At 58.9% G+C, this 25,268-nt stretch carries 22 protein-coding genes, 4 tRNA genes and 1 pseudogene; 11 read left to right on the forward strand and 16 right to left on the reverse strand.

Annotation, left to right across the window (positions count from 1 at the left end):
* The first annotated feature begins 65 nt into the window (after nt 1-65).
* From clpB to J3D54_RS12810, 6 genes are all read left to right on the forward strand, one after another.
* Entirely contained in the window at nt 66-2,630 is a 2,565-nt protein-coding gene (clpB, locus tag J3D54_RS12785) for an ATP-dependent chaperone ClpB (protein WP_253418580.1), read from the forward strand.
* A 317-nt stretch (nt 2,631-2,947) separates the two neighbouring features.
* Nucleotides 2,948-3,023: transfer RNA gene (locus J3D54_RS12790), tRNA-Asn, on the forward strand.
* Nucleotides 3,024-3,032: 9 nt separating this feature from the next.
* Nucleotides 3,033-3,109, forward strand: a tRNA-Pro gene (locus tag J3D54_RS12795).
* 5 nt (nt 3,110-3,114) lie between these two features.
* A tRNA-Lys gene (locus J3D54_RS12800) sits at nt 3,115-3,190 on the forward strand.
* A 95-nt stretch (nt 3,191-3,285) separates the two neighbouring features.
* Nucleotides 3,286-3,362 (forward strand) — tRNA-Pro (locus J3D54_RS12805).
* A 153-nt stretch (nt 3,363-3,515) separates the two neighbouring features.
* Nucleotides 3,516-5,141 (forward strand): methyl-accepting chemotaxis protein, encoded by a 1,626-nt coding sequence (locus tag J3D54_RS12810; protein WP_253418583.1) that lies wholly within the window; start codon nt 3,516-3,518, stop codon nt 5,139-5,141.
* A gap of 62 nt (nt 5,142-5,203) precedes the next feature.
* On the opposite strand, the gene J3D54_RS12815 is transcribed toward J3D54_RS12810, so the two are convergent.
* The 4 genes from J3D54_RS12815 to J3D54_RS12830 form a co-directional block, all read right to left on the reverse strand.
* Nucleotides 5,204-5,605 carry an EF-hand domain-containing protein gene (locus J3D54_RS12815; RefSeq protein WP_253418588.1) on the reverse strand — a complete coding sequence of 134 codons (402 nt, stop codon included), beginning with the start codon at nt 5,603-5,605 and terminating at the stop codon, nt 5,204-5,206.
* A gap of 339 nt (nt 5,606-5,944) precedes the next feature.
* The gene (locus J3D54_RS12820; RefSeq protein WP_253418591.1) at nt 5,945-7,243 is read right to left on the reverse strand and encodes an NAD(P)/FAD-dependent oxidoreductase; all 1,299 of its coding nucleotides are present in this window, start codon (nt 7,241-7,243) and stop codon (nt 5,945-5,947) included.
* 60 nt (nt 7,244-7,303) lie between these two features.
* Nucleotides 7,304-7,477 carry a DUF3094 domain-containing protein gene (locus J3D54_RS12825; RefSeq protein WP_003185543.1) on the reverse strand — a complete coding sequence of 58 codons (174 nt, stop codon included), beginning with the start codon at nt 7,475-7,477 and terminating at the stop codon, nt 7,304-7,306.
* 161 nt (nt 7,478-7,638) lie between these two features.
* A complete protein-coding gene (locus tag J3D54_RS12830; protein WP_007938395.1) occupies nt 7,639-8,265 on the reverse strand; it encodes a DUF1780 domain-containing protein in 627 nt (208 codons plus the stop codon).
* A 128-nt stretch (nt 8,266-8,393) separates the two neighbouring features.
* Here J3D54_RS12830 and J3D54_RS12835 point away from each other — a divergent pair, with 128 nt between their 5' ends.
* The 3 genes from J3D54_RS12835 to J3D54_RS12845 all read left to right on the forward strand — a co-directional run bounded on the left by J3D54_RS12835 (nt 8,394) and on the right by J3D54_RS12845 (nt 9,826).
* Entirely contained in the window at nt 8,394-8,861 is a 468-nt protein-coding gene (locus J3D54_RS12835) for an FAD/FMN-containing dehydrogenase (protein WP_253418599.1), read from the forward strand.
* Nucleotides 8,858-9,547, forward strand: a complete 690-nt coding sequence (locus J3D54_RS12840; RefSeq protein ID WP_253418602.1) for an energy-coupling factor ABC transporter permease — start codon at nt 8,858-8,860, stop codon at nt 9,545-9,547. The genes J3D54_RS12835 and J3D54_RS12840 overlap by 4 nt, the downstream gene beginning before the upstream one ends.
* A 63-nt stretch (nt 9,548-9,610) precedes the next feature.
* Nucleotides 9,611-9,826 (forward strand): hypothetical protein, encoded by a 216-nt coding sequence (locus J3D54_RS12845; RefSeq protein WP_253418605.1) that lies wholly within the window; start codon nt 9,611-9,613, stop codon nt 9,824-9,826.
* A 9-nt stretch (nt 9,827-9,835) separates the two neighbouring features.
* Here the strand turns inward: J3D54_RS12845 and yacG are convergent, their stop codons facing one another.
* Genes yacG through pilB form a run of 5 tightly spaced genes read right to left on the reverse strand, consistent with a single transcriptional unit; the run spans nt 9,836 to nt 14,447 of the window.
* Nucleotides 9,836-10,036 carry a DNA gyrase inhibitor YacG gene (yacG, locus tag J3D54_RS12850; RefSeq protein ID WP_253418608.1) on the reverse strand — a complete coding sequence of 67 codons (201 nt, stop codon included), beginning with the start codon at nt 10,034-10,036 and terminating at the stop codon, nt 9,836-9,838.
* Nucleotides 10,033-10,656 (reverse strand): dephospho-CoA kinase, encoded by a 624-nt coding sequence (gene coaE, locus J3D54_RS12855; protein ID WP_253418611.1) that lies wholly within the window; start codon nt 10,654-10,656, stop codon nt 10,033-10,035. The genes yacG and coaE overlap by 4 nt, the downstream gene beginning before the upstream one ends.
* Nucleotides 10,653-11,525 carry an A24 family peptidase gene (locus tag J3D54_RS12860; RefSeq protein WP_253418614.1) on the reverse strand — a complete coding sequence of 291 codons (873 nt, stop codon included), beginning with the start codon at nt 11,523-11,525 and terminating at the stop codon, nt 10,653-10,655. The genes coaE and J3D54_RS12860 overlap by 4 nt, the downstream gene beginning before the upstream one ends.
* A gap of 1 nt (nt 11,526) precedes the next feature.
* Nucleotides 11,527-12,744 (reverse strand): type II secretion system F family protein, encoded by a 1,218-nt coding sequence (locus J3D54_RS12865; RefSeq protein ID WP_253418617.1) that lies wholly within the window; start codon nt 12,742-12,744, stop codon nt 11,527-11,529.
* A gap of 2 nt (nt 12,745-12,746) precedes the next feature.
* A complete protein-coding gene (gene pilB, locus J3D54_RS12870; RefSeq protein WP_253418620.1) occupies nt 12,747-14,447 on the reverse strand; it encodes a type IV-A pilus assembly ATPase PilB in 1,701 nt (566 codons plus the stop codon).
* Between the two features lie 226 nt (nt 14,448-14,673).
* Between pilB and J3D54_RS12875 the strand changes: the two genes are divergently transcribed.
* Entirely contained in the window at nt 14,674-15,084 is a 411-nt protein-coding gene (locus J3D54_RS12875) for a pilin (protein ID WP_253418623.1), read from the forward strand.
* A gap of 323 nt (nt 15,085-15,407) precedes the next feature.
* Complete coding sequence (locus J3D54_RS12880; protein WP_253418625.1) at nt 15,408-15,764, forward strand: BON domain-containing protein; 357 nt, start codon at nt 15,408-15,410, stop codon at nt 15,762-15,764.
* Nucleotides 15,765-15,936: 172 nt separating this feature from the next.
* Here the strand turns inward: J3D54_RS12880 and J3D54_RS12885 are convergent, their stop codons facing one another.
* From J3D54_RS12885 to panD, 7 genes and pseudogenes are all read right to left on the reverse strand, one after another.
* Nucleotides 15,937-16,233 carry a DUF2845 domain-containing protein gene (locus tag J3D54_RS12885; RefSeq protein ID WP_253426600.1) on the reverse strand — a complete coding sequence of 99 codons (297 nt, stop codon included), beginning with the start codon at nt 16,231-16,233 and terminating at the stop codon, nt 15,937-15,939.
* A complete protein-coding gene (locus J3D54_RS12890; RefSeq protein WP_253418628.1) occupies nt 16,233-19,226 on the reverse strand; it encodes a DUF748 domain-containing protein in 2,994 nt (997 codons plus the stop codon). The genes J3D54_RS12885 and J3D54_RS12890 overlap by 1 nt, the downstream gene beginning before the upstream one ends.
* A 61-nt stretch (nt 19,227-19,287) precedes the next feature.
* The gene (locus tag J3D54_RS12895; protein WP_253418631.1) at nt 19,288-20,304 is read right to left on the reverse strand and encodes a class I SAM-dependent rRNA methyltransferase; all 1,017 of its coding nucleotides are present in this window, start codon (nt 20,302-20,304) and stop codon (nt 19,288-19,290) included.
* A gap of 207 nt (nt 20,305-20,511) precedes the next feature.
* Nucleotides 20,512-20,739, reverse strand: a pseudogene (locus tag J3D54_RS12900) (acetyl-CoA C-acetyltransferase); the annotation flags it as partial.
* Nucleotides 20,738-22,675: an acetate--CoA ligase gene (gene acs, locus J3D54_RS12905; protein WP_253418633.1), complete on the reverse strand. Its 1,938-nt coding sequence runs from the start codon at nt 22,673-22,675 to the stop codon at nt 20,738-20,740. The pseudogene J3D54_RS12900 and the gene acs, both read right to left, overlap by 2 nt.
* 234 nt (nt 22,676-22,909) lie before the next feature.
* Entirely contained in the window at nt 22,910-24,574 is a 1,665-nt protein-coding gene (gene pgi, locus J3D54_RS12910) for a glucose-6-phosphate isomerase (RefSeq protein ID WP_253418636.1), read from the reverse strand.
* Between the two features lie 228 nt (nt 24,575-24,802).
* Nucleotides 24,803-25,183, reverse strand: coding sequence for an aspartate 1-decarboxylase (panD, locus tag J3D54_RS12915; protein WP_008153310.1), 381 nt, complete (start codon nt 25,181-25,183; stop codon nt 24,803-24,805).
* Nucleotides 25,184-25,268 lie beyond the last annotated feature (85 nt).

Consider the following 25,268-nt stretch of genomic DNA (forward strand, 5'->3'; position numbering starts at 1 on the left):
GTATCTGGCAGGTTTCTTTATTCAGGATGTTTATAGGTCCGGCCTGCTCAAAAGGAAGGTGACCCATGCGTATAGACCGTTTAACCAGCAAGTTGCAGTTAGCCTTGTCCGACGCCCAATCCCTGGCCGTCGGTCTCGATCATCCGGCCATCGAACCGGCGCATCTGATGCAGGCCATGCTTGAACAACAGGGTGGTTCGATCAAACCCCTGTTGATGCAGGTGGGGTTCGACGTTACCAGCTTGCGTAAAGAGCTGACCAAAGCCCTTGATCAGCTGCCGAAAATCCAGAACCCGACCGGCGACGTCAACATGTCGCAGGATCTGGCGCGCCTGCTCAACCAGGCCGATCGCCTGGCCCAGCAGAAGGGCGACCAATTCATCTCCAGCGAATTGGTGCTGCTCGCCGCGATGGATGAGAACAGCAAGTTGGGAAAACTGCTGCTCGGCCAGGGCGTGAGCAAGAAAGCCCTGGAAAACGCGATCAATAACCTGCGCGGCGGTGAGGCGGTCAATGACGCCAACCAGGAAGAGTCACGCCAGGCGCTGGATAAATACACCATCGACCTGACCAAGCGCGCCGAAGAAGGCAAGCTCGATCCGGTGATCGGCCGTGACGACGAAATTCGCCGCACGATTCAGGTCCTGCAGCGCCGCACCAAGAATAACCCGGTGTTGATCGGCGAGCCGGGCGTGGGTAAAACCGCCATCGCCGAAGGCTTGGCCCAGCGCATCATCAACGGTGAAGTGCCGGATGGCCTGAGAGGCAAGCGCCTGTTGTCCCTGGACATGGGGGCGCTGATAGCCGGTGCCAAGTACCGCGGCGAATTCGAAGAGCGCCTCAAGTCCCTACTCAACGAACTGTCGAAGCAGGAAGGGCAGATCATTCTGTTCATCGACGAATTGCACACCATGGTCGGCGCGGGCAAGGGCGAAGGCTCGATGGACGCCGGCAACATGCTCAAACCGGCATTGGCTCGCGGTGAACTGCATTGCGTCGGCGCGACCACGCTCAACGAGTACCGCCAATATATAGAGAAGGACGCGGCCCTCGAACGGCGCTTCCAGAAAGTTTTGGTGGACGAGCCGAGCGAAGAAGACACCATCGCCATCCTGCGTGGCCTTAAAGAGCGTTACGAGGTTCACCACAAGGTGGCGATCACCGATGGTGCAATCATTGCCGCGGCCAAGCTCAGTCATCGCTACATCACTGACCGCCAGCTGCCGGACAAGGCCATCGACCTGATCGACGAAGCCGCCAGCCGCATCCGCATGGAAATCGACTCCAAACCGGAAGTGCTGGACCGTCTGGAGCGTCGTCTGATTCAGCTGAAGGTGGAATCCCAGGCGCTGAAGAAAGAAAGCGACGACGCGGCGAAGAAACGTCTGGAAAAACTGCAGGAAGAAATCGCCCGTCACGAGCGCGAGTATTCGGACCTCGAAGAAATCTGGAATTCGGAAAAAGCCGAAGTCCAGGGTTCGGCGCAGATCCAGCAGAAAATCGAACAGTCCCGTCAGGAACTGGAAGCCGCGCGCCGTAAAGGTGATTTGAACCGCATGGCCGAGCTGCAATATGGGGTGATCCCGGACCTGGAGCGCAGCCTGCAAATGGTCGATCAGCATGGCAAAAGCGAAAACCAGTTGCTGCGCAGCAAGGTGACTGAGGAAGAGATCGCTGAAGTGGTGTCGAAGTGGACCGGCATCCCCGTGGCGAAAATGCTCGAGGGCGAGCGCGAAAAACTGATGAAGATGGAAAGCCTGTTGCACCAACGTGTGATTGGTCAGGACGAAGCAGTGATCGCCGTCTCCAACGCGGTGCGGCGCTCCCGTGCCGGGTTGTCCGATCCGAATCGTCCGAGCGGCTCGTTCATGTTCCTCGGCCCGACCGGTGTCGGGAAAACCGAGTTGTGCAAGGCACTGGCCGAGTTCCTCTTTGATACTGAAGAGGCGATGGTGCGGATCGACATGTCCGAGTTCATGGAGAAGCATTCCGTGGCTCGCCTGATCGGCGCGCCACCAGGCTATGTAGGGTATGAAGAGGGCGGTTACCTGACCGAGGCAGTGCGTCGCAAGCCTTATTCGGTGATCCTCTTGGACGAGGTCGAGAAGGCCCATCCGGACGTGTTCAACATCTTGCTGCAAGTGCTCGAAGATGGCCGTTTGACCGACAGCCATGGTCGCACGGTGGATTTCAAAAATACCGTGATCGTCATGACTTCCAACCTGGGGTCGGTGCAGATCCAGGAATTGGTCGGTGATCGTGAGGCGCAACGTGCAGCGGTGATGGATGCGATTTCCACGCACTTCCGGCCGGAGTTCATCAACCGGGTCGACGAAGTGGTGATCTTCGAGCCGCTGGCTCGGGATCAGATCGCGGGCATTACCGAGATTCAGTTGGGTCGCCTGCGTAGCCGCCTGACCGAGCGCGAGCTGAAGCTTGAGCTGAGCCCGGAAGCGATGGATAAACTGATCGCCGTCGGATACGACCCGGTCTATGGCGCACGGCCGCTCAAACGAGCGATCCAGCGTTGGATCGAGAACCCGCTGGCACAGCTGATTCTATCGGGTCGTTTCATGCCCGGAGAGACCGCCAAAGGTGTGGTGGAGAATGACGAAATCGTCTTCGTCTGATCCACGGCGGCAGCAAATTGAAAGAGGCCTCGCATTGCGAGGCCTTTTTTTCGATAGGCTGTTGAACTGAAAGGAAAATGCTTGTAAAGTGCGCCCCGCAGTAAGTCACCTCGAAAGGGTTTCTGCTCCCCAAGCAGGAATCTGAAATAAGTTGCAAATCATTAACTTGAAAGCAATTTAGGGGGTTGACAGAGGTGCTTAAGATTGTAGAATAGCGCGCCTCAGACACACGAACGCAGCGATGCGAACGGGTCGAAGAGGTGAAGCAAGCTTCACAGTTGTAAATTGAAATACCAGTTGTAATTGAAATGTGTAGTTCCGTGATAGCTCAGTCGGTAGAGCAAATGACTGTTAATCATTGGGTCCCAGGTTCGAGTCCTGGTCACGGAGCCAATTTCAAACCGGGGTATAGCGCAGTCCGGTAGCGCGCCTGCTTTGGGAGCAGGATGTCAGGAGTTCGAATCCCCTTACCCCGACCATTTTTGGGTCGTTAGCTCAGTTGGTAGAGCAGTTGGCTTTTAACCAATTGGTCGTAGGTTCGAATCCCACACGACCCACCATTTTTGAAACCAGTTAACGCTGGAATCGAATCTTAAGATCAGACGCCAAAAGCTCTGTTCGCAGAAGGCGCCTTTCAAAGGTGCCTTTTTTTTACCGGGGTATAGCGCAGTCCGGTAGCGCGCCTGCTTTGGGAGCAGGATGTCAGGAGTTCGAATCCCCTTACCCCGACCATATTAAAAATCCTCGTATCGAAAGATACGGGGATTTTTTTTTTTGCCTGCGAAAAAACAGATCGCTTCAAGTCATCGTACAACTTGCCGATAACGAGCTAACGGGGCACGGACAGGGCCTCCACTCCAGCCAATAAAAACACAGGCGCTCGTTATGTTTCTTCGTCAGTTGAATATTGCCCCTCGCGCCGCGCTGGGTTTTGCCTTGATCGCGGTACTGGTGGCGTTGCTCGGGGTGTTTGCATTGGGGCAGATGTCGAGCATTCGCGACAGCGAGGTGGCGGTGGAGACCCAATGGCTGCCGAGCATTCGCGGCGGTGACGAGATTCGCGAGCTCATGTTGCGCATCCGTACTATTTCCCTGCGCATGGCCCTAGATCAGGATCCGAAGAACATCGCCACTTATCGCAGCCAGATGGACACGCGCGACAAGGAGTTGAGCGAGAAAATCGCCGCCTATGACAAACTGGTCACCACCGCTGAGGGCCAGCAGTTGTATGACCAGTTCAAAAAAACCTTCGCCGCCTACCGCAGCGGCATCGCTCAATCCTTCACCCTCGCTGAGCAAGGGAAGCGTGAAGAGCTGACCAAACTGCTGCTGATCGACATGAAGACCGTTGTCGACGGTTCGGGCAAACAGCTCAACGATCTGGCGGAACTGTTCACCCGGCAAGTGGCCGCCGAGAGCCAGAGATCCCAAGAGCACTATGCCAACTCCCGGATGATCGTCAGTCTGTTCATTGCCCTCGCGGCGCTGGCCACGGTCGGCCTTGCGATGCTGTTGACCCGCAGCATCGTCAAACCCTTGGCTGAGGCGTTGAGCGCTGCGGAAAACGTGGCACGAGGCGATCTGACCCGCCCTATCGAAACCCATGGCAGCGACGAAGTGAGCCGCTTGCTCAAGGCCCTGGCGACCATGCAACACAACCTGCGTGAAACCTTGCAGGGCATCAGCGGTTCGGCGGCACAATTGGCGACGGCAGCTGATGAATTGAACGCGGTCACCCTAGACAGCACCCAGAATCTGCAACAGCAGAACAACGAGATTGAACAAGCGGCGACGGCCGTCACCGAAATGACCACGGCGGTGGAGGAGGTCGCACGCAATGCGGTTTCTACCTCCGATGCCACGCGCCAATCCAGTGAGTCGGCACACGTTGGTCAGCAGCGAGTGAGCGAAACGGTGAGTGCCATCAGCGCCCTTGCCAGCGATGTGCAGACAACTGGCGGCTTGGTGCAATCATTGGCCAACCAGTCCAAGGACATCGGCAAGGTGCTGGATGTGATCCGTGCCATTGCCGAACAGACCAACCTGCTGGCTCTCAACGCGGCCATCGAAGCGGCGCGCGCGGGCGAAAGCGGTCGAGGTTTCGCGGTGGTTGCCGACGAAGTGCGCGCCTTGGCGTACCGCACGCAACAGTCGACTCAGGAAATCGAACAAATGGTTCAGGGCATGCGCACTGGCTCAACCCAAGCGTTGGACTCCATGCAAGCCAGCTCCTCGCGGGCAGCCAGCACCCTGGCGTTGGCGGAGCATGCGGGCGAAGCGCTGCAGACCATCACCGCTTCGGTTCACCAGATCCACGAACGCAATTTGGTGATTGCCAGCGCCGCCGAAGAGCAGGCGCAAGTGGCGCGTGAAGTTGATCGCAACCTGGTGAACATTCGCGATTTGTCGGTACGCTCCGCCGCCGGTGCCGATCAGACCAGCGCCTCCAGCCATGAGTTGTCGCAGTTGGCCAACTCGTTGCGGACCATGGTGCAGCGGTTTCAGGTGTAAATCCGCCGGGCGAAAAAAAGCCCCGCTTCTCGATAGAGAAGCAGGGCCTGGTCTTTATTGGCTTAGCTATTGTCTTTCAGGTGTTCGAACAAGCCTTTTGGCATTTGTTTGCCATTGGCTTCGTAGTTGGCTTTCACGTTATTGAAAGCCTCTTGTTCCGAGATTTGACCATCGTGGTTGGTATCGATCTTGTCGAAGTCGGCCTTGGGCGCCACTTTCAGGAACTCCGCACGGGACACCTGACCATCGCCATCGGTGTCGGTCTTGGCCATCGAGGCATCGCCGCACTTGCCTTCGCCACATTTGCCTTCTGGGTTTTTTACCGAAGTTTCGGCCGAGGCGACCATGTAGCCCTGGGTCAGTGGCTGCGCGGCGAATACGGAGCCGGACAACATCAGGCCACCAGCCAGGACAGCGCCGAGCAGGCCAACGGTGTTTTTGCTGAGAGTAGTGGTACGGGACATTACAAATCTCCTGGGTTGCACGACACAACCGTTCGATAAAGGACGCCACGTAAGTGCGGCGATGACCGAAGCAGGCGGTGCCTTGCTCGGGTGTGGCCATTTAGCGGGAGTGGTGTATCGCTACTGTGTCGCGCAAGGAGGGAGTTTGTAAGCGAAGGGGTGAAATCGTGGGGAAGATACAGTGGGACACAGAAGTGTTCACGGGGTAGACCGAGGCGCCTGCATCGCGGGCAAGCCACGCTCCCACAGTTGATCTTTGTTGGCCGCATATTTGCGTACGACGCAGATCCTGTGGGAGCGTGGCTTGCCCGCGATGAGGCCCTGACAGACGCCGAAAATTTAGTGCAACTTGAGCCGCGGCTCGGTCCCGCGTCCAATCTTGCTGCCCAGCATCAGCATCGCCGTGCGGAACGCGCCATACAGCGCCATCTGGTGCATGCGGTACAGCGACACATAAAACATCCGCGCCAGCCAGCCCTCGAGCATTACGCTGCCGGTCAGGTTACCCATCAAGTTACCCACAGCCGAAAAACGCGACAGCGAGATCAGCGAGCCGTAATCGGTGTACTTATACCCCGGCAGGGGCTTGCCTTCGATCCGCAGTTTCAGCGATTTGGCCAGTAACGAAGCCTGTTGGTGCGCCGCCTGGGCGCGGGGCGGTACATTGCGGTCGCTGCCCGGTTGCGGGCACGCCGCGCAGTCACCGAAGGCGAAGATGTTTTCGTCGCGGGTGGTTTGCAGGGTCGGCAGCACTTGCAACTGGTTGATACGGTTGGTTTCCAGGCCATCGATGTCCTTGAGGAAACCCGGTGCGCGAATCCCGGCAGCCCAGACTTTCAGGCTGGCGTTGATCACTTGGCCGTCGGCGGTAATCAGGCTGTCGGCGGTCACTTCACTGACCGCGGCATTGGTCATGACGTTGACCCCGAGTTTCTCCAGGGTTTTATGCACAGGCCCGCCGATCCGCTCTGGCAGGGCCGGGAGTACCCGTGGCCCGGCTTCGATCAGGGTGATGTGCATGTTTTCCGGCTTGATCCGGTCCAGACCATAAGCCGCCAGCTCATGGGCGGCGTTGTGCAGTTCCGCCGCCAGTTCGACCCCGGTGGCACCGGCACCGACGATGGCCACGCTGATCTGTTGCACCGTGTCGGTCTGCCCGGCGTGGGCGCGGAGGTAGTGATTGAGCAATTGCTGATGGAAGCGTTCAGCCTGTTTACGGGTGTCGAGGAACAAGCAGTGTTGCGCCGCGCCTTGAGTACCGAAGTCGTTGGTGGTGCTGCCGACGGCGATCACCAGCGAGTCGTAAGGCACTTCCCGCGCGGGTACCAGCTCCAGGCCGGCCTCGTCGTAAGTGGCGGCCAGCTGGATTTTCTTCTGCTTGCGATCGAGCCCGCTCATGCGCCCCAGCTGGAACTCGAAGTGGTTCCATTTTGCCTGGGCGACATAGTTGAGTTCGTCTTCGGAAGAGTTCAGGGAACCTGCCGCGACTTCGTGCAACAGCGGTTTCCAGATGTGGGTCAGGTTCGCGTCGACCAGCATCACACTGGCCGTGCCGCGCTTGCCCAGAGTCTTACCCAGACGGGTAGCCAACTCCAGACCGCCGGCGCCGCCGCCAACGATGACAATACGATGAGTCATGGGGATATCTCGCAAGGCTAAAAGAAATCGGTGCAGTCAACCGAGCGAGCGCAAGGCAGCTCATAGCGTCAGGTAACTGATCAAGCGGCTCAACAGGCCTAAACCAATGGTCACTGCCAACACCACCACCAGGAGCATCCACGGCCGGAAAGGCCGGCGCTCGACTCGGTGCTGGGACAACTGCAGGTACTCTTCGACATGCTTCTGGTCGTCGGGGTTCAGGCGGCTGGTCATAAAGGCCTCGTCGGGTAGACGTTGCTGAATGTGCAGACGTTACAGCAGATTGTCTGCAAGCGTTGAACGGCGCATGTGGTTCGGGTGAACGATTGCGCTTTGTAACATTCGGCCAGTGATTGCGCCATCCTGTGCAGTGTTGCCGGTATCTGTGGTGCGGTTCACAGGCTGATCCCCACATCGAAGACGATACTGCGCCCCAGGTTGCTGCGCAGGAAATCCGGAGCATCCGGGTGGGCGAAGAGCACGCGTGCGAAGGTCGGGCCGACCAGCGACAACGAGCGCCAGCCCTGACGCAGGTATTCGGTGGGCGGCGGGAAGTGGCTATTGAGGTCCAGCACTTCGCGCTTGAGGCTGGCGAAGGCGATGATATCCAGATCCCCCAAATCCATACCGCGTTCTTTGTAGTTGTGGGCTTTTTTGCGCAAGGTGGGCGCCAGTCTCAGCAGGAATTCATTGGCCGGGATGCGTCGGGGCTTGGCCTCGCGGCGCACCAGTTGGCTCAGGGAAAACGCGCTGCGCCGGCGTTGCAGTTCATCGCGCCATTCGTCGTTGAGGCGTCGGCCCTCGTCGAGCACGAAGAACACCTCGAAGTTCGCGTCGCGAAACAGCACGTCCGGCGGCTCCCCGGCGGGGGCGAACTCATCGGCGCGATAGGGAATGTTCAGGCCTTGCAGCAGGCGCTGGCAAACCCAACGCTCACGCTCCCATTTGCGGGCATTGGAAAGGAACGTATTGGCTTGCTCGGCCGCAATGGTCAGCAGGCGTAAATAATCTGAGTCGTCCATAGGCCCAAGCTTAGCGTTCATTTGCGACAAGCAGAAAGCGTGAATGGTAAACAGGGGCACTGGGCACCCGGAACGGGCGGTGTAGACTGATGGCCATTACGCATATGTGCTTGAATGAGGAATAGAACGTGAAATATTGGCCGGTGTTATTGCTCAGTCTCCTGCCTCTTTGGGCCCAGGCGCTGGAGGTTGGCGAGCGCCTGGCACCGTGGACCTTGCTTGATCAGTTCGATCAGGCCTTCACGCTCGATAACCAGACTCAGACGCTGCTGGTGGCGCGCAGCATGGACGCCGCCAAACTGGTCGACGCCGCTCTGCAGGGCCAGCCCAAGGGCTACCTGGAGGCTCGGCACGCGGTATTTGTCGCGGACATCCAGCGCATGCCTCGACTGATTGCGAAAATGTTCGCAGTACCGGCCATGCGCGATTATTCCTATCGAGTGATGCTTGACCGTGATGGTCGCGTGGCGCCGCGTTACCCCGGGGCCGTGGATAAAGTGCTGTGGCTGCAACTCAAGGACGGTCAATTGGTGGGTGAGCACGAATACGCCACGGCTGCGCAATTGCGCGAGGCGCTGGAGAAGGCCCGGCCATGATCGGTGCCGAGTTACTGTCATCCGAAACCCTGACGGTGGGGTGGCTGATCTATGTCCCGGTGTTGCTCTGGGCCGTTGTACGAGCCCCGTGGGTCGAGTTGTTCAGCGACAGCCGCCGCCAGCATCTGTTGTTCGGTACGGTGTTCGCGCTGTTCATGCTGTGGCTGGTGCGACGGGACTTCGATACCGGCGTGTCCTATCACTTCATCGGCATGACCGCCGTGACCTTGCTGCTGGATTGGCCGTTGGCGATTGTCGGCGGGTTGGTCGCACAAACTGGATTGGTGTTGCTCGGGCGTCAGGACCTGGCCGCTGTCGGGGTCAATGGCGCTCTACTGGTTCTGCTGCCGGTGCTGGTCACCGAGTGCTGCGCCATCCTGGTGGAGCGCGCGCAGCCGCGTAATCCCTTTGTGTATATCTTCTGTTCCGGTTTTTTTGCCGCTGCGCTGTCGGCCTTGTTGTGCCTGATCCTGACACTTGCGCTGCTGTGGTACGACGAAAGATTCGTCATGCCGTACTGGCTGGAAGACTTTGTCGGTTACCTGTGGCTGCTGATTTTTCCGGAGGCATTCATCAACGGCATGGTGATCAGCGCGTTGGTGGTGTTCTGCCCCGAATGGCTGGAGACGTTCAATCGCACGCGCTATCTATCGGCGCCCTGGAAAGATGACGATCCCAAGTCTTGATCCACATCAAATCCAAAAACCGTTGACGAATCCATGCTTCGGAAAACTTTCAGGAGCATCGAGATGAGTGTCTATGAGTGGGCCAGGCAGGAGTTGCGTCAGAGTCTGAATGTGGCGCAAGAGGTGGGCTTCGATCCGGGATTGAGCCTGCGCGCCTTGCTCAGTGCGGTGGTGCAGCAGAGCAAGGCGGTACGCAACGTTGAAGACCTGGCCGATGAGTTGCGGTTTCTCGCCGAGAACCTCGACGAGGGCCAGGACTATGGCTTTATGCGGCCCTGATGGCCGGGATCAGTGACGCGGGTCGAAGTCTTCGCTGAACAGTTCGTCTTCGGCATCCGGGCTCACCGGGATCTTGTGTTCTTCCGACGCCCAGGCGCCCAGGTCGATCAGTTTGCAACGGTCCGAACAGAACGGCCGGAACTTGCTTTCGGGGCTCCATTCGACAGGGGCACCACAGGTTGGGCAATCGACGGTCGGGGTTTGGCTCATGACTGGCCTCCACGCAAAGTAAGGTAAAAGTGATGCAGGCGTTCGACCTCGCTGCGCAGCCAGGCGAGGTCGCGGTCGTTGACCACCACATCGTCGGCGTGGCTCACGCGCTCCTGTCGGCTGGACTGAGCCTTGAGGATCGCCTGGACTTGCTGTTCGCTGGTCTGGTCACGCTGCAAGGTGCGTTCGATCTGTAACTGTTCCGGGGCATCGATTACCAGGACCCGTTGGGTCATGGCGTACTGCCCGGACTCGATCAGCAGCGGCGAAACCAGAATCGCGTAAGGCGATTGTGCCTTGGCCAGATGATGGGCGATTTCCTCGGCGATCAACGGATGCAGCAGGGCTTCGAGCCAGCGGCGTTCATCCGGCACCTCGAAGATCAGTTTGCGCAGGGCCGCACGATCCAGCTGGCCATCGGCCTGCAACACGCCGGGACCAAAGTGCTCGGCGATCTTCGCCAGTGCCGGGCGACCGGGTTCGACCACCCAGCGAGCCGCATGATCGGCGTCCACCACGTGCACGCCGAGGTCGATGAAGTGCTGCGCGGCCGCACTTTTGCCGCTGCCGATGCCGCCGGTCAGGCCGAGAATCCAGGGTTTTTCCACAGGGGTATTCATTTCAAACCGACAAACTGCCAATAGAAGCCGGTTATTTGACCACCCCAGAGCAAGGCAATCCAGCCGGCAATGGCCAGATAGGGGCCAAAGGGTAGCGGCGTCGAAGTTTTTGCATCCCGCAGGCGCAGCAAAATCAACCCGAGAATGGCCCCTACCAGCGATGACAACAGAATGGTCATGGGCAGGATCTGCCAGCCGCCCCAGGCGCCGAGCATCGCCAGGAGCTTGAAATCGCCGTAACCGATGCCGTCCTTGCCGGTGATCAGCTTGAACAGCCAGAACACCGTCCACAGCGCCATGTAGCCGGCCACCGCACCCCAGAACGCATCATGCAGTGATACGAAGAGCCCGAAGCTGTTGAGGATCAACCCCAGCCACATCAACGGCATCACCAGTACGTCCGGCAACAGTTGATGCTCGGCATCGATCAGGCTCATCGCCAATAGTCCCCAACTCAGGACCAGGACCATGCAGGCCTGCCAGCCGAAACCGAAATGCCAGGCGACGAACGCCGACAGCAGGCCGCAAGCCAGTTCGGTCAGCGGGTAACGTTTACTGATCGGCGCCGCGCAGTGTGAGCATCGCCCGCGTAAAAACAGATAACTGAGTATTGGAATGTTTTCCCACGCTCGAATCCGATGGCCGCAGTGGGGACACTCGGAGTGGGGCAGTATCAGGTTGTAAGTCGGGCCAGGGGCTTCGGCTGGTATATCCAGTACGTCGTGGGCCTGTAGTCGCCATTCACGCTCAAGCATTTTCGGCAGGCGCCAGACCACCACGTTAAGAAAGCTGCCGATCAGCAGGCCGACCACCAATGCTGTGATCACGAAGGCCAGCGGGTCGAGGCTCAGAAATTCGTTCAAGGACATATCAGATCGCTGAGCCGAGTTGGAAGATGGGCAGGTACATTGCAACCACCAGCCCGCCGACGATAACCCCCAGCACCACCATGATGAATGGCTCCATCAGGCTGGTCAGGTTATCGACCATGTTGTCCACCTCGGCCTCGTAGAAACTCGCGACCTTGTCGAGCATGTCGTCCAGCGCGCCGGACTCTTCGCCAATGGCCGTCATCTGGATCGCCATTGTCGGAAAGATGCCGGAGGTGCGCATGGAGAAATTCAGCTGCATGCCGGTCGAAACGTCCTGCTTGATGCGCAACACCGCTCGCTTGAACACGATATTGCCGGTCGCGCCCGCCACTGACTCCAGGGCTTCGACCAGCGGCACGCCGGCAGCAAACGTCGTCGACAGGGTGCGGGCGTAACGGGCCACGGCGGACTTATACATGAGCGCGCCAACCAACGGCAGTTTCAGTAGCCAGGTGTCCATCCGATCGCGAAAGCCTGGGGAATTCTTGAAGGCATAGCGCAGGCCGAAGATCCCCCCAGCCAGCACGCCGAGTATCATCCACCACCAGTCCTGCATGAACTCCGACAAACCGATGACCATCACGGTGAACGCCGGCAGCTCGGCACCGAACCCCGAGAATACCGACTGGAACTGCGGTACAACCTTGACCAGCAGAATCCCGGTCACAATGATCGCGACGAACACCACGGCCAGCGGGTAGGTCATGGCTTTCTTGATCTTGGCTTTGAGGCTTTCGCTCTTTTCCTTGTAGGTCGCCACCCGTTCCAGCAGGGTGTCCAGAGCCCCGGCCTGTTCCCCGGCATCCACCAGGTTGCAGTACAGCTCATCGAAATACTGGGGCTTTTTGCGCAGCGCCGCGGCGAAGCTGTTACCGGCCGCGACTTCCTGTTTCACCTCGTCCACCAGCTTGCGCATGTTCGGGTTATCGAAGCCTTCGCCGATGATATCGAACGATTGCAGCAGCGGTACGCCGGCTTTCATCATGGTCGCCATCTGCCGGGTAAACAGGGCAATGTCCAAGGGCTTGATGCGCTTGCCGGCACTGAAAATGGACGCGGACTTTTTCCGCACCTTACCCGGATTGATACCCTGCTTGCGCAACTGGGCCTTGATCAGCGCGGGATTTTGTCCGGTCAACTCGCCAGTCATTTTCGCGCCTTTGCGATCTGTACCCTCCCAGGCATACACGCTGATTTTCGCTGCTTTGACCGCCATATTCAGTCCTTCGTGACCCGGTTGATTTCTTCAAGGCTGGTGATGCCTTGCATGGCCTTGAGCAGGCCCGACGTGCGCAGGTCGTTGAAGCCGTCCTTGCGCATCTGGAGGTCAATCTCCAGTGAATTGCCTTCGGCCATGATCAGCCGTTGCAGGTCAGGGGTGTTCTTTACCACTTCATAAATCCCCACTCGCCCTTTGTAGCCAGCGTTGCATTGATCGCAACCAACCGGTTCATAGATCGTGAACGAGCCGATGCGTTCCTCGGGGAAGCCTTCCTTGAGTAGTGTCTCGCGGGGAATCTCGATGGGCTTCTTGCAATGGCTGCACAATTTGCGCGCCAGGCGCTGGGCAATGATCAGGCTGACCGAGGTCGCAATGTTGAAGCCCTGAATCCCCATGTTGTGCAGGCGGGTCAGGGTTTGCGCGGCGCTGTTGGTGTGCAGGGTGGAAAGCACCATGTGCCCGGTCTGGGCGGCCTTGATGGCAATTTCCGCAGTTTCGAGGTCACGGATTTCGCCGACCATGATCACGTCCGGGTCCTGGCGCAGAAACGAGCGCAACGCCTGGGCGAAATCCATTCCCTGCCTGGGATTGACGTTGACCTGGTTGACGCCCTCCATGTTGATTTCCACCGGGTCTTCGGCAGTGGAGATGTTGATGTTGACGGTATTGAGGATGTTCAGCCCGGTATAGAGCGACACGGTCTTGCCTGAACCGGTGGGCCCGGTCACCAGGATCATCCCCTGGGGTTGCTTGAGGGCAGCCATGTACAGGTCTTTCTGCTCGGGCTCATAGCCGAGGGCGTCGATGCCCATTTGCGCGCTGGACGGATCGAGGATCCGGATCACCACTTTTTCGCCCCACAGGGTCGGCAGGGTATTGACCCGGAAGTCGATGGACTTGCTCTTGGACAGACGCATCTTGATCCGCCCGTCCTGAGGTTTGCGCCGCTCGGAGATGTCGAGACTAGCCATGACTTTGAGCCGGGAAGCAATGCGGTTAGCCAGTTGCGTCGGTGGCTTGGCGACTTCATGCAGGATGCCATCGGTGCGCATCCGCACGCGGTAGGATTTCTCGTAGGGTTCAAAATGCAGGTCGGAAGAACCGCTCTTGATTGCATCGAGCAACATCTTGTGGACGAAGCGCACCACGGGCGCGTCATCGGTATCCTGTCCGGCGATGGCGTCCTGTTTCTGGTCATCGACCGACTCGATGTCCAGACCGTCGAGGTCGACATCGGCCATCTCTTCCAGGCCGGTGGCGTGGCTGTCGAAGAATTTTTCGATGGCGTCGCTGAGCTTGTCTTCTTCAACCAGGATGGCTTCGGTGTTCAGCCCGGTGCTGAACTGGATGTCGTTGATGACTTGTTGATTGCTCGGATCGGAAACCCCCACGAACAGTTTGTTGCCGCGTCGCCAGAGGGGCAGGGCGTGGTGCTGGCGGATCAGTTTTTCGCTGACCAGTCCCTTGGGTTGGGTGTCTTTGTCCAGGCAGTTGAGGTCCAGCAGGGCCATGCCGAAATGCTCCGAAGCCACCTCGGCGACCTGCCAGCTTTTCAGCAGTTTGTTCTGCACCAGATAGCTGACCAGTGAGACTCGATTGCGTTGGGCTTGCTGATACGCCTGTTGCGCACTTTGGTCAGTGATCAGCTCGGCCAGTACCAATTGCTTGGCCAGACCGCTAAGGGCAATGTCATTCATTGGGATTCCGGACGCAGGCGGTTAATGACTTATAGCCTAGTCAAGCAGTGGAACCAAACCAGCCGAGATGAGGTGACAAAAAGTGTCAGAAAGTGCGGATCCTGGGGGTAGGAAAGGTCTTTGTCGTGATCCCGAGCCCCGTCTGCAAGGGCGCGTACGACTTGGCATGAGCTGTGCTGTACCCTGTTCAGATCATGAGATTTCGACTCATGCATGGAGCCTGTCTATGAAAAATCAAAATGGTTTTACCCTGATCGAACTGCTGATCGTGGTGGCGATCATCGGGATTCTGGCGACGTTTGCGTTGCCGCAGTACTCGAAGTACCAGGCGCGAGCGAAGGTTACCGCAGCGCTGGCAGAAATCTCGGCACTGAAAGTCCCTTTTGAAGACATTATCAATCAAGGTACCGATCCTACCCTCGCCCTGATCGGCGGTACGGCGACTACAGGTAATTGCACGATTACGGCATCGGGTACCTCCTCTAGCGGCGTGGGCACTATTGCCTGCACGATCCTCAATGCTCCAGGGCCTGTGCTCAGCAAAACCATTACGCTTTCGCGTACCCTCGCCGGTGGCTGGACTTGCGCTACGACGGCTCTACAAGAGTACGCACCTAAAGGCTGCACCGGTACCTGATCCATATCACCCGGCATAAACAATGCCCCGCTTCTCACGACGCGGGGCATTTTTTTGTTGGTCATTTGGGGGCGATTTGAATGATCACGAAAACCCCCGACAATTCATGGCCTTAGGCCTGCGTTAAAACCCGCAAGTTGCATGTCGATAATTTCGCACTCATGCATTTTGCACGATTTTGAAAATTGTGATTTTTGTTATGTTATTGATTTATAAGTATTTATTTTAAAGCCGCTAGTTGGCACAGCGTTCGCACTCTCTCTGGTAACCCTGCTGACAAGACGACACGCAGCAGACTTTCCAGAAGAACAGGAGTTACTCGTATGAAGAAGTTCGCTATCGCTGCCGCTACTGCTACCGCGCTGACCCTGACCATGGCCAACGCTGCATTTGCACAGACCACCCAGACCACCCAGGCTCCTATGGTGCTGGCTGCCGGTGAAGTGACCAAAGCCGAGGAAGCTACTTCCGATACCTGGATCACGACCAAAGTCAAAGCAGACCTGGTGACCGAAAAAGGCATTCCAGGCACTGATATCAAAGTCGAAACCAACAAAGGTGTTGTTTCCCTGTCTTCCATGACCGTTCTGACAGAAGCTCAGAAAACAACCGCCGTGGCTATCGCCAAGAAAATCAAAGGCGTCAAAGCGGTGTCCGCTGACGGCCTGAAAGCCAATTAAGGCAAAGCTTCTCGCCTGGACCGGGAGAGGATGCGGCAGGCGGGCCAAGTCATACGTCTGTCGCTTTTTGAGAGTTCATGCGAAAGGCCACAAGGATGTGGCCGTTACAGGCCCCGGCATTCGTGTCGGGGCCTGTTCTATTGGGGAGCAATACAAGACAATTGTGGTGGGTTCAATTACCGCGTTTGCTAGTGATTTGAACCAACCGGTTTCCTTCAAAGCGCAGGTACTGGTACATCCCGCTGTTGGGCCCGTAGGTCCATTCCTCGACTTGAAACTCTTCCCGGCGATTGGCGCTGCGCTTGTAGCCAAGCCCGTCGCGGGCGATGGGCTGTCCGCATTTTTTCAGCACTTCGCTGGACCTGTCCCCGACGCTGATCAATTGACTGCCGCAACGCAGGGTATCGGCCGCCGCGGCTTGGCCGGCAGCCAACGCCAGGGCCAGGCTCATAAGCCATTGCGCGCCCATCATTCGGCATCCAGATGCATGGCCGTCACCACGCGGCCATCGCTTTCGGCCTCGCCGAGGTTGGCGTCGATGAAGTACACGCGGTCATCGGCCAACTGCCCTTTGTCCACCAGGTAGTCCTTGATGCTGCTGGCCCGTTCTTGCCCCAGTTGGCGCAATAGCACCTCGCTGGAACTCCAGAAGTCGATCACGCTTTCACGCATTTTCTTGTTGCGTTCCTCCTTGCCCAGATCCTTCCATTCGGCGGGGGGCTGGATCTTTAGGCGCGTGCGGTAGATCCCTTCAAGCAGCGGGCCTTTCTCATTGTCAGGCACTTGCAGTAATGAAGCCTGGGCCGGCACTTTGTCACCGCGGCGCTGGAGCATTTTGTAGTAGTTGTACTGGTATTCCCGTTCCAGGCGTTGCTCGGCGAGCAGCGGGCCGTCGCTGCTCTTGGCGGCAGTGCCTTCGATTTCCAGGCGCAGGGCCGGACGCTCCTTGAGCGCCTGGGACAGTTTGATCAGTGTCGCTTCGGCGTCCTGGCTCAAGTCACTTGAACCTGGTGCAAACGCCACGGTACCCAGGTCCTCTGAACCACCGCCGCTGACCAGCCCGCCAATCATTTTGAACGGAGCCGCGGCCGCCTTCACGATCAGATTGCGCAGGGTCTGCCAGATGATCGGCATGATGCTGAATTGCGGGTTGTTCAGGTCGCCGCTCACCGGCAGCTCAATGGAAATCTTTCCATCGACATCCTTGAGCAAGGCAATCGCCAGTTTCAGCGGCAGGCTTACGGCATCCGGACTGTCAACTTTCTCACCCAATTGCAGCTGCTCGACCACCACTTTGTTTTCGGCCAGGAGCTGGCCGTTGGTGATCTTGTAATGCAGATCCAGATTGAGCCGGCCCTTGCGGATGCGGTAGCCGGCAAACTTGCCGGAGTAGGGCGTCAGGGTCGTTAGTTCCACCCGTTTGAAACTGGTGGCGATGTCCAGGCTGGCCATTGGGTTGAACGGGTTGACCGAGCCCTTGATGGTCACCGGTGCATAGCGGTCGACCTTGCCTTTGACGTCGACGCTGGCCGGTTTTACGTGGCGGCTGTCGATGGTGCCGATGTTCCCGTTCAGTTGTTGGACGGCCGTGGCGAAGTTCGGCGTCAGGCTGAAGTCGGCGAAGTTTGCCGAACCGTCATTGATGGCAATGCTGCCAATGTGGATGCCCAGCGGTTTTTCTTTTCCGGCTGCCGGTTTGGCTGCGGCGGTTGTGGTCGTTGCGGCGCCGGAGTCGGCCGGTTGCGGGATCAGCAGGTCATCGATGTTGGTGGTGCGGTCATCGTTGATCATGAAGCGCGCATAGGGCTGGAACAGGTTGACCTTATCGATCGACAGGCTGTCGCCGTGTTGATAGTTCAGGCCTTCGAGCGCCAACTGCTGCCACTTGAGGAAGTCACGGGTTTTCAGGGTGTCGAGGGTATGCAACTGATCAATCTGGGCTTTACCTGTGACGCTGAACGCCAGCGGCTCGGTGCTTTTCAAGTCGACCGCCAGATCACTGCCCAGCATGCCGCTGCGCAGTTCGAGGCGAATGAACGGATTGATGTAGGACTGGGCGACGCGCAGGTCGATGTCCCTGGTCTGCACGTTCAGTTTGGCGCTGATCGGGGCCAGATTGACCGTGCCGTCCGCCATGATCTTGCCTTGCTTGCCCACGCCCGTGTCGAGCTTGAGGTTGAAAGGGGAGCCATTGAGGCTGTCGAAATTTTGCAGATCCAGGTTCAGCGGGCCCAGCTCCAGCGCCACGGCGGGTTGCGCCTTACGGTCGGCCAAATGCACCCGATAATTGCGCAATTGCACGTCTTTGAGCAGCACCTGCCAAGGCTTGCTCGGTGCCGGTGGTTGCTTTGGTGAGTCGGCTGCGGCCGGTGTGCTGGCGGGCTCGGCGTTGGCTTTGGCCGCCTGTTTGGTCGGTTGGCTGGCGAACAGTTTTTGCCAGTCGAGTTGCCCATCGGCTTCGAGGGCGGCCCAGGTTTCCAGTTTCTGGCTGCGGATCTTGCCGACCACCACTTGCTGCTTGGCCAGATCCACGGTGGTGTCGCTGATGTCCAGCCGTTCGAGCTTCGCCAGCGGTCGGCCGTCCGGAGCCTTGATGGCGAAAGGCGCGATGCTGACGGCGACGTTGCTCAGCAGCAGTTCGGTGCCCTTGTTCAGATTAAGTTTGTAGTCGGTGCTCAGGTTCAGGACGCCGTTTTCCAGGACCAGCGGCAACGCATCGCGCACGTAGGGCCACCAGGCTTTCATCTGGCCGTCGGTGACTTTCAACTTACCTTCGGAGGCGATCGGGGTCAGGCTGAAATTGCCGGTCCAGTCGATCTGCCCGCCGGACGGGCCGACCGCGACCAGGGTCATGTCGGCGTTGTCGTCGGGCAGGGTGCTGAGGTTCTTCAGCTCGAAATCGAGTTTGTCGTAGAGGAATTCGATCGGCTCGCTGGGCCGGGCATCTTCGAAGTGCACGTAGCCGCCGGCCAGTTTGATTCGCTCCACGCGCAGCGGAAAAGGTTTGGCATTCGGGTCGACCGGGGTCGGTTCGCTGGCGGGGATTTTGAACAGCCCGATCAGGTTGAGCGTGCCGTCCTTGCTAAAGCGGATTTCCGTCTTGGATTTGTCCAGTTCGATATCGGACAGGTGCAGCGCCTTGGTCCACAGACTGTCAATCTGCAGGTTGGCGTACAGGCGTTCGAAGCCCACTTGTTCCTTGCCCGGCTCGCCGATGACCAAACCCCAAAGGGTCACTTCAAGGCTGAACGGGTTGAGTTCGATTCGCTGAATCGTCGCGGGCGTCGTGGCGTAGTTGGCCAATTGTTGGTTGGCAACCCGCAACGCGATGCCCGGCAAAATCAGAAACCCCAGCAGGCTGTATAGCGCCAGGGCTGTTAACAAGGCGCCGATAGCGCGAATCAATCCTTTGGGCATGTGTGGCTTCATCTGTCGGAATCGGAGTGCCTTGGAGTATGGCATGCGTTTGCGGTTCCGAAGCAATCACGCTTTATAGGATTTGTCTGATAATGGGTGTGGATTTTCAGAGCTGCAGGATCAGCGTTTTCAGCGGTGGTTGTTGATCCATCGACGGAAAGTCGCTGCCCGGTGTCAGCGCTGTCCACTCACGCACCGGGCGTCCGGCCTTCTCTGCGCAGCGTAAAACCTGTTCGCGCCAATCGTCCATGCTGACCTTCGCCAGGTTGTTGCAGCAGATCAGCACGCCATCGTCGGCAGTGGTCAGCAGCGCCGGTTTGAGCAGACTCTGGTAGTCGCGCAACAGGTCGACCGTGCCGAAAGCACTCTTGGCCCAGGCCGGTGGATCGAGCAGCACCAGATCGTATTGACGTGGGTCCAGGCGTTGATAGCTCGGCAGCTTCTGGCCGCGACGCTGGCTGATCGGTAGACCGGCCAATTGACGAATCGCCGGAAAGTAATCGGACTGGATAAATTCCATGGTCGGCAATTGCGGGTTAAGCAGACCGTTCTCGCGGCCGACCGCTAGGTTGCCTTCGGCAAAGTCCAGGTTGCACACCTCGCTGGCACCCCCGGCCGCGGCACTCAGGCCGACGCCACAGGTGTAGGCAAACAGGTTCAGCACACTTTTGTTTTTGCTGTGCGCCTTGACCCAGCCGCGGGCGTTGCGCAGGTCGAGAAACAGCAACGGATCCTGACCGGCATGGCGTCCGCGAACCCGGTAGTTCAGCCCCCATTCGTGGCCGATCAAATCTTGCAGGGCCGCTTCGTCGGCGCGGTAGACGGTGTCTTCGCGGTCGATGCGCGAATTGCCGCGAGAGCGGTCGTTGTACACCAGCAGGGTATCGAGCCCCAGTTGTTGATTGACGGTCTCGTGCAGTTGCAGCAGGGCGTCACGCTCCAACGCCTGATGAAAACTTTGCACCAACAGTTGTGGGCCGTAACGGTCGACGGTCAAACCGCCGGCACCTTCCTGGCTGCCATGGAACAGGCGATAGCAATCGGTGCCTTGCTGATGCAGCTCGGCGAGCAAGTCCTGGCGACGATCGAGGGCGGCGCGCAGCGCCTGATTCAAGGAAGACATGCTGGGCGCCTTGCTGGAGGGAATTGGGGGCGCGGGAGTTTAACAGCTATGGGCTTTGAGTTTGGGTGGCAAATGTGAGGGATGTGGTGGCTGTGAGGCCGTCTTCGCGGGCAAGCCACGCTCCCACAGGTAACCGAGTGCTCTCGGGATAATGCGGTCACCTGTGGGGGCGGGCTTGCCCGCGATGAACGATAACGCGGTCTCGGGCTAGCGCTCGATGGCCAATGCAACGCCCTGACCACCACCGATGCGCAGGGTGGCCAGACCTTTCTTGGCGTCACGCTTGATCATTTCGTACAACAAAGTCACCAGCCCCCGGCAACCCGAGGCGCCGATCGGGTGGCCCAGGGCGATGGCGCCGCCGTTGACGTTGACCTTGCTCAGGTCCCATTCCAGCTCCTTGGCCACCGCCAGGGATTGTGCCGCGAAGGCTTTACGAGTTCAGGCGTTTGTCGATCAAGCCCTGCACCACGCTCGGGTCGGCGAGTGTCGAGGTGTCGCCCAGGCTGTCCAGTTCGTTGCAGGCGATCTTGCGCAGGATCCGTCGCATGATCTTGCCTGAACGGGTTTTCGGCAGGGCGGGGGCCCACTGGATCAAGTCCGGTTTGGCGAAGCTACCGATTTCCTTGCTGACGTGGGCCAGCAGTTCTTTCTTCAAGTCATCGTTGGGGGCGACGCCATTCATGGGGGTGACGAAGGCGTAGATACCCTGGCCTTTGATGTCGTGGGGGTAACCGACCACGGCGGCCTCGGCAATGCTGTCGTGCAGTACCAGCGCGCTCTCCACTTCGGCCGTGCCGATGCGGTGCCCGGAGACATTGATGACGTCGTCGATGCGCCCGGTGATCCAGTAGTCGCCGTCCTCGTCGCGGCGCGCGCCATCGCCGGTGAAGTAGTAGCCGGGATAGGGCTTGAAGTAGGTTTCGACCATCCGTTTCGGATCGCCGTAGACGCTGCGGATCTGCGCTGGCCAGCTGGACTTGATGGCCAGCACGCCGCTGCCGGCGCCTTTGATTTCCTTGCCGTGTTCATCGAGCAACACCGGTTGTACGCCGAACATCGGTTGGGTGGCGCAACCGGGTTTGACCCGTTGGGTGCTGACCAGTGGGCTGAGCATGATGCCGCCGGTTTCGGTCTGCCACCAGGTATCGACAATCGGGCAACGCTGTTCGCCGACGGTATTGAAGTACCACTCCCAGGCTTCCGGGTTGATGGGCTCACCGACGGTGCCGAGCAATCGCAGGCTCTCGCGGGACGTTTGCTTCAATGGCTCGGGGCCCTCACGCATTAACGCACGCAGGGCGGTCGGGGCGGTGTAGAAGATATTCACGTGGTGCTTGTCGATCACCTGCCAGAAGCGCGAGGTGCTGGGATAGCTCGGCACGCCTTCGAAGATCAGTGTGGTCGCACCGTTGGCCAACGGCCCGTAGACGATGTAGCTGTGGCCGGTAACCCAGCCGACATCGGCGGTGCACCAGAAGACTTCACCGTCGCGATAGTCGAGCACGTATTTGAAGGTCATCGCCGCTTGCAGCAAGTAGCCGCCCGTGGTGTGCAGCACGCCTTTGGGTTTGCCGGTGCTGCCGGAGGTGTAGAGGATGAACAGCGGGTCTTCAGCGTCCATCGGCTCTGGCGGGCAATCGTCAGCGACATCACGCAGGGCGTGGTGATACCAGAGGTCGCGGCCTTCGACCCAATTCACCGGGTTTTGGGTGCGTTCGACCACGATCACGCTGCTGACGTCCGGGCAACTTTGCAGAGCCTTGTCGACGTTCTGTTTGAGCGGCACGAATTTACCGCCGCGCACGCCTTCATCGGCGGTGATCACGGTGCGGCAGTCGGCATCGAGGATCCGGTCACGCAGCGAGTCCGGGGAGAAACCGCCGAACACCACTGAATGAATCGCGCCGATCCGCGCGCAGGCGAGCATGGCGTAGGCGGCTTCGGGGATCATCGGCATGTAGATGCACACGCGGTCGCCTTTTTTCACGCCACGGCTTTTGAGCACATTGGCCAGTCGGCAGACGTTGTGATGGAGTTTTTTATAGGAGATCTGGGTGGAGTCGGCGGGGTCATCGCCCTCCCAGATGATCGCGATTTGATCGCCGCGCTTTTCCAGGTGACGGTCGATGCAGTTGTAACTGACGTTTAACTTCCCGCCGGCGAACCAGTTCGCCTCACCGGTTTTCAGGTCGTAACGCTGGACGGTTTGCCACGGCGCGCTCCAGTCGAGGAACCGCGCGGCCTGTTCGGCCCAGAAGGTGCTGGGGTGTTCAATGGATTCACGGTACAGGCGCTTATAGTCGTCCTGACTCAACTGTGCAGACCGGCGGACGGCATCGGCTTTGGGGAACGTGCTGATATCGAACATGACGGTTCCTTATGCTTGTTTTGCGACAAGAATAAAGATGCGCCGAGTGGGGAAAGGGTTCAAGTCGAACGCCCACCGGTTTGGAAGGTGCCCGCCGCAAGGCTTTTGATCGACGCAAACCAATGTGGGAGCGAGCCTGCTCGCGATGGGGGTATGACATTCAACATCAATCTGAATGTCAGACCGCTATCGCGAGCAGGCTCGCTCCCACAAGGGCAGCCGGGTGGCGTCAGATCAACCGCGGTGACGACCGCGGAAGTAGTTGATCAGGCCTTGGGTGGAAGCATCGTCGGCCGGGGATTCTTCGCTGCCGACCAGGCGGTTGTAGACGCCTTTGCCCAGCTCTTTACCCAGCTCCACGCCCCACTGGTCGAAGGCATTGATGCCCCAGACCACGCTTTGCACGAAGACTTTGTGTTCGTACAACGCCACCAGAGCGCCAAGACGACGCGGGCTGATGCGTTCGACTACCAGGGTGTTGCTCGGACGGTTGCCCGGGATCACCTTGTGCGCTGCCAGCTTTTGCACTTCAGCTTCGGCCATGCCCTTGTCACGCAGCTCGGCTTCGGCTTCGGCGCGAGTCTTGCCAAGCATCAATGCCTGGCTTTGCGACAGGCAGTTGGCGTACAGCCACTGGTGGTGGTCGGACACCGGGTTGAAACTGACGATCGGCACAATGAAGTCGGCCGGGATCAGCTGGGTGCCCTGGTGCAGCAACTGGTGGTAAGCGTGTTGACCGTTGCAACCCACGCCGCCCCAGATGACCGGGCCGGTGTCGGTGGACACTGGCGTGCCGTCCTGACGCACGCTCTTGCCGTTGGATTCCATGTCCAGCTGTTGCAAGTGCTTGGTGATGTTACGCAGGTAGTGGTCGTACGGCAGGATCGCGTGGCTTTGCGCGCCCCAGAAGTTGCCGTACCAGACGCCGAGTAGAGCCAGCAGTACCGGCATGTTCTGTTCGAATGGCGCGCTCTGGAAATGCTGGTCCATGGTGTAGGCACCGGACAGCAGTTCCTTGAAGTTCGACATGCCGATGGCCAGGGCAATCGGCAAACCGATGGCCGACCACAGCGAGTAACGACCGCCGACCCAGTCCCACATCGGGAAGATGTTCTCTTCGCGAATACCGAACGCCACGGCCGCCGCGTTGTTGCTGGAAACGGCGATGAAGTGACGGTACAGCTCGGCTTCCGAACCACCCTGGGCCAGGTACCAGGCGCGTGCGGCCTGGGCATTCTTCAGGGTTTCGAGGGTGTTGAAGGATTTCGACGAGACGATGAACAGCGTGGTCTCGGCGCGCAGCTTCATGGTCAGTTCGTGGAACTCACTGCCGTCGATGTTCGCCAGGTAATGGCAACGCACGCCTTTCTGGGCGTAGGACAGCAGCGCTTCGGACACGAGCTCAGGGCCGAGGAACGAGCCACCGATACCGATGTTCACCACGTCAGTGATCGGCTTCTCGGTGTAACCGCGCCACAGACCGTCATGGATTCGGCCCACGAGGTCGGTGATTTGGTTGAGCACCTTGTGCACGTCGGGCATCACGTTGACACCGTTGACCGACAGCTTGTCGCCCACCGGACGGCGCAGTGCTGTGTGCAGGGCCGGGCGTCCTTCGGAAGCGTTGACGATCTCGCCCGAGAACAGCGCTTTGATCGCGCCCTTGAGGTCGACTTCGTTGGCCAGGCCCACCAGCAGATTGCGGGTTTCGGCGTTGATCAGGTTTTTCGAGTAGTCGAGAAACAGGCCGCAGCTGCTAAGGGTGAATTGAGTAAAACGCTGCGGATCGGCATTAAAGGCTTCGCGCATGCTGAAATCCTGCATGGCTTGGCGGTGGTCATTCAGCGCTTGCCAAGCGGGCAGAGCGGTAACGTCGTGAGGAGTGCGGTAATACGCCATCGCTGCGGTTTTCCTTTTACTTGAACGGCCTTTTGAACACTAAAGATCCCGGAGCGCTGCGGATGGGCGTCCGGTCAACTGCGTCGACACGATTTCTGGCGCAGGGCGAATACAGTAAACCTCGCGCTGCAATCTGTCTTGACTTTGTCTGACCTGCTCCCGGTACTTTTTTAACATTTAACCAGGCGCGGTCCGACAAACGGAAGGCTAGCAGGGGGCGCGGTTCGGTCAGGCGACCTGAACCGGAATGGCATTGCTGGTGTGGCTCAGCTCGTTACCCGGTGCCATGTAGAGCATGCGCGGCTTGAAGTTGAGCAGTTCGGCTTCGCTGTAGTGAGCGTAAGCGCAGATGATCACGCGGTCGCCGACCTTGGCCTTGTGGGCCGCGGCACCGTTGACCGAGATCATGCGCGAACCTTCTTCGCCACGAATTGCGTAGGTGGTGAAGCGTTCGCCGTTGTCGATGTTGTAGATCTGGATCTGTTCGTACTCACGGATGCCGGACAAATCCAGCCATTCGCCGTCGATGGCGCAAGAACCTTCGTAATCGAGTACAGCGTGGGTGACTTCGGCGCGATGCAGCTTGGCCTTGAGCATGATGGCGTGCATGAGTGTTTCCCCGGGTCGGAATCGAACGGGGGGCAGTTTGCCCGAAGGCTTGAAGGGCGGCAATACGATGCGGAAATTGACGCAG

The sequence above is a fragment of the Pseudomonas sp. GGS8 genome, from assembly GCF_024168645.1.
Lineage (GTDB): Bacteria > Pseudomonadota > Gammaproteobacteria > Pseudomonadales > Pseudomonadaceae > Aquipseudomonas.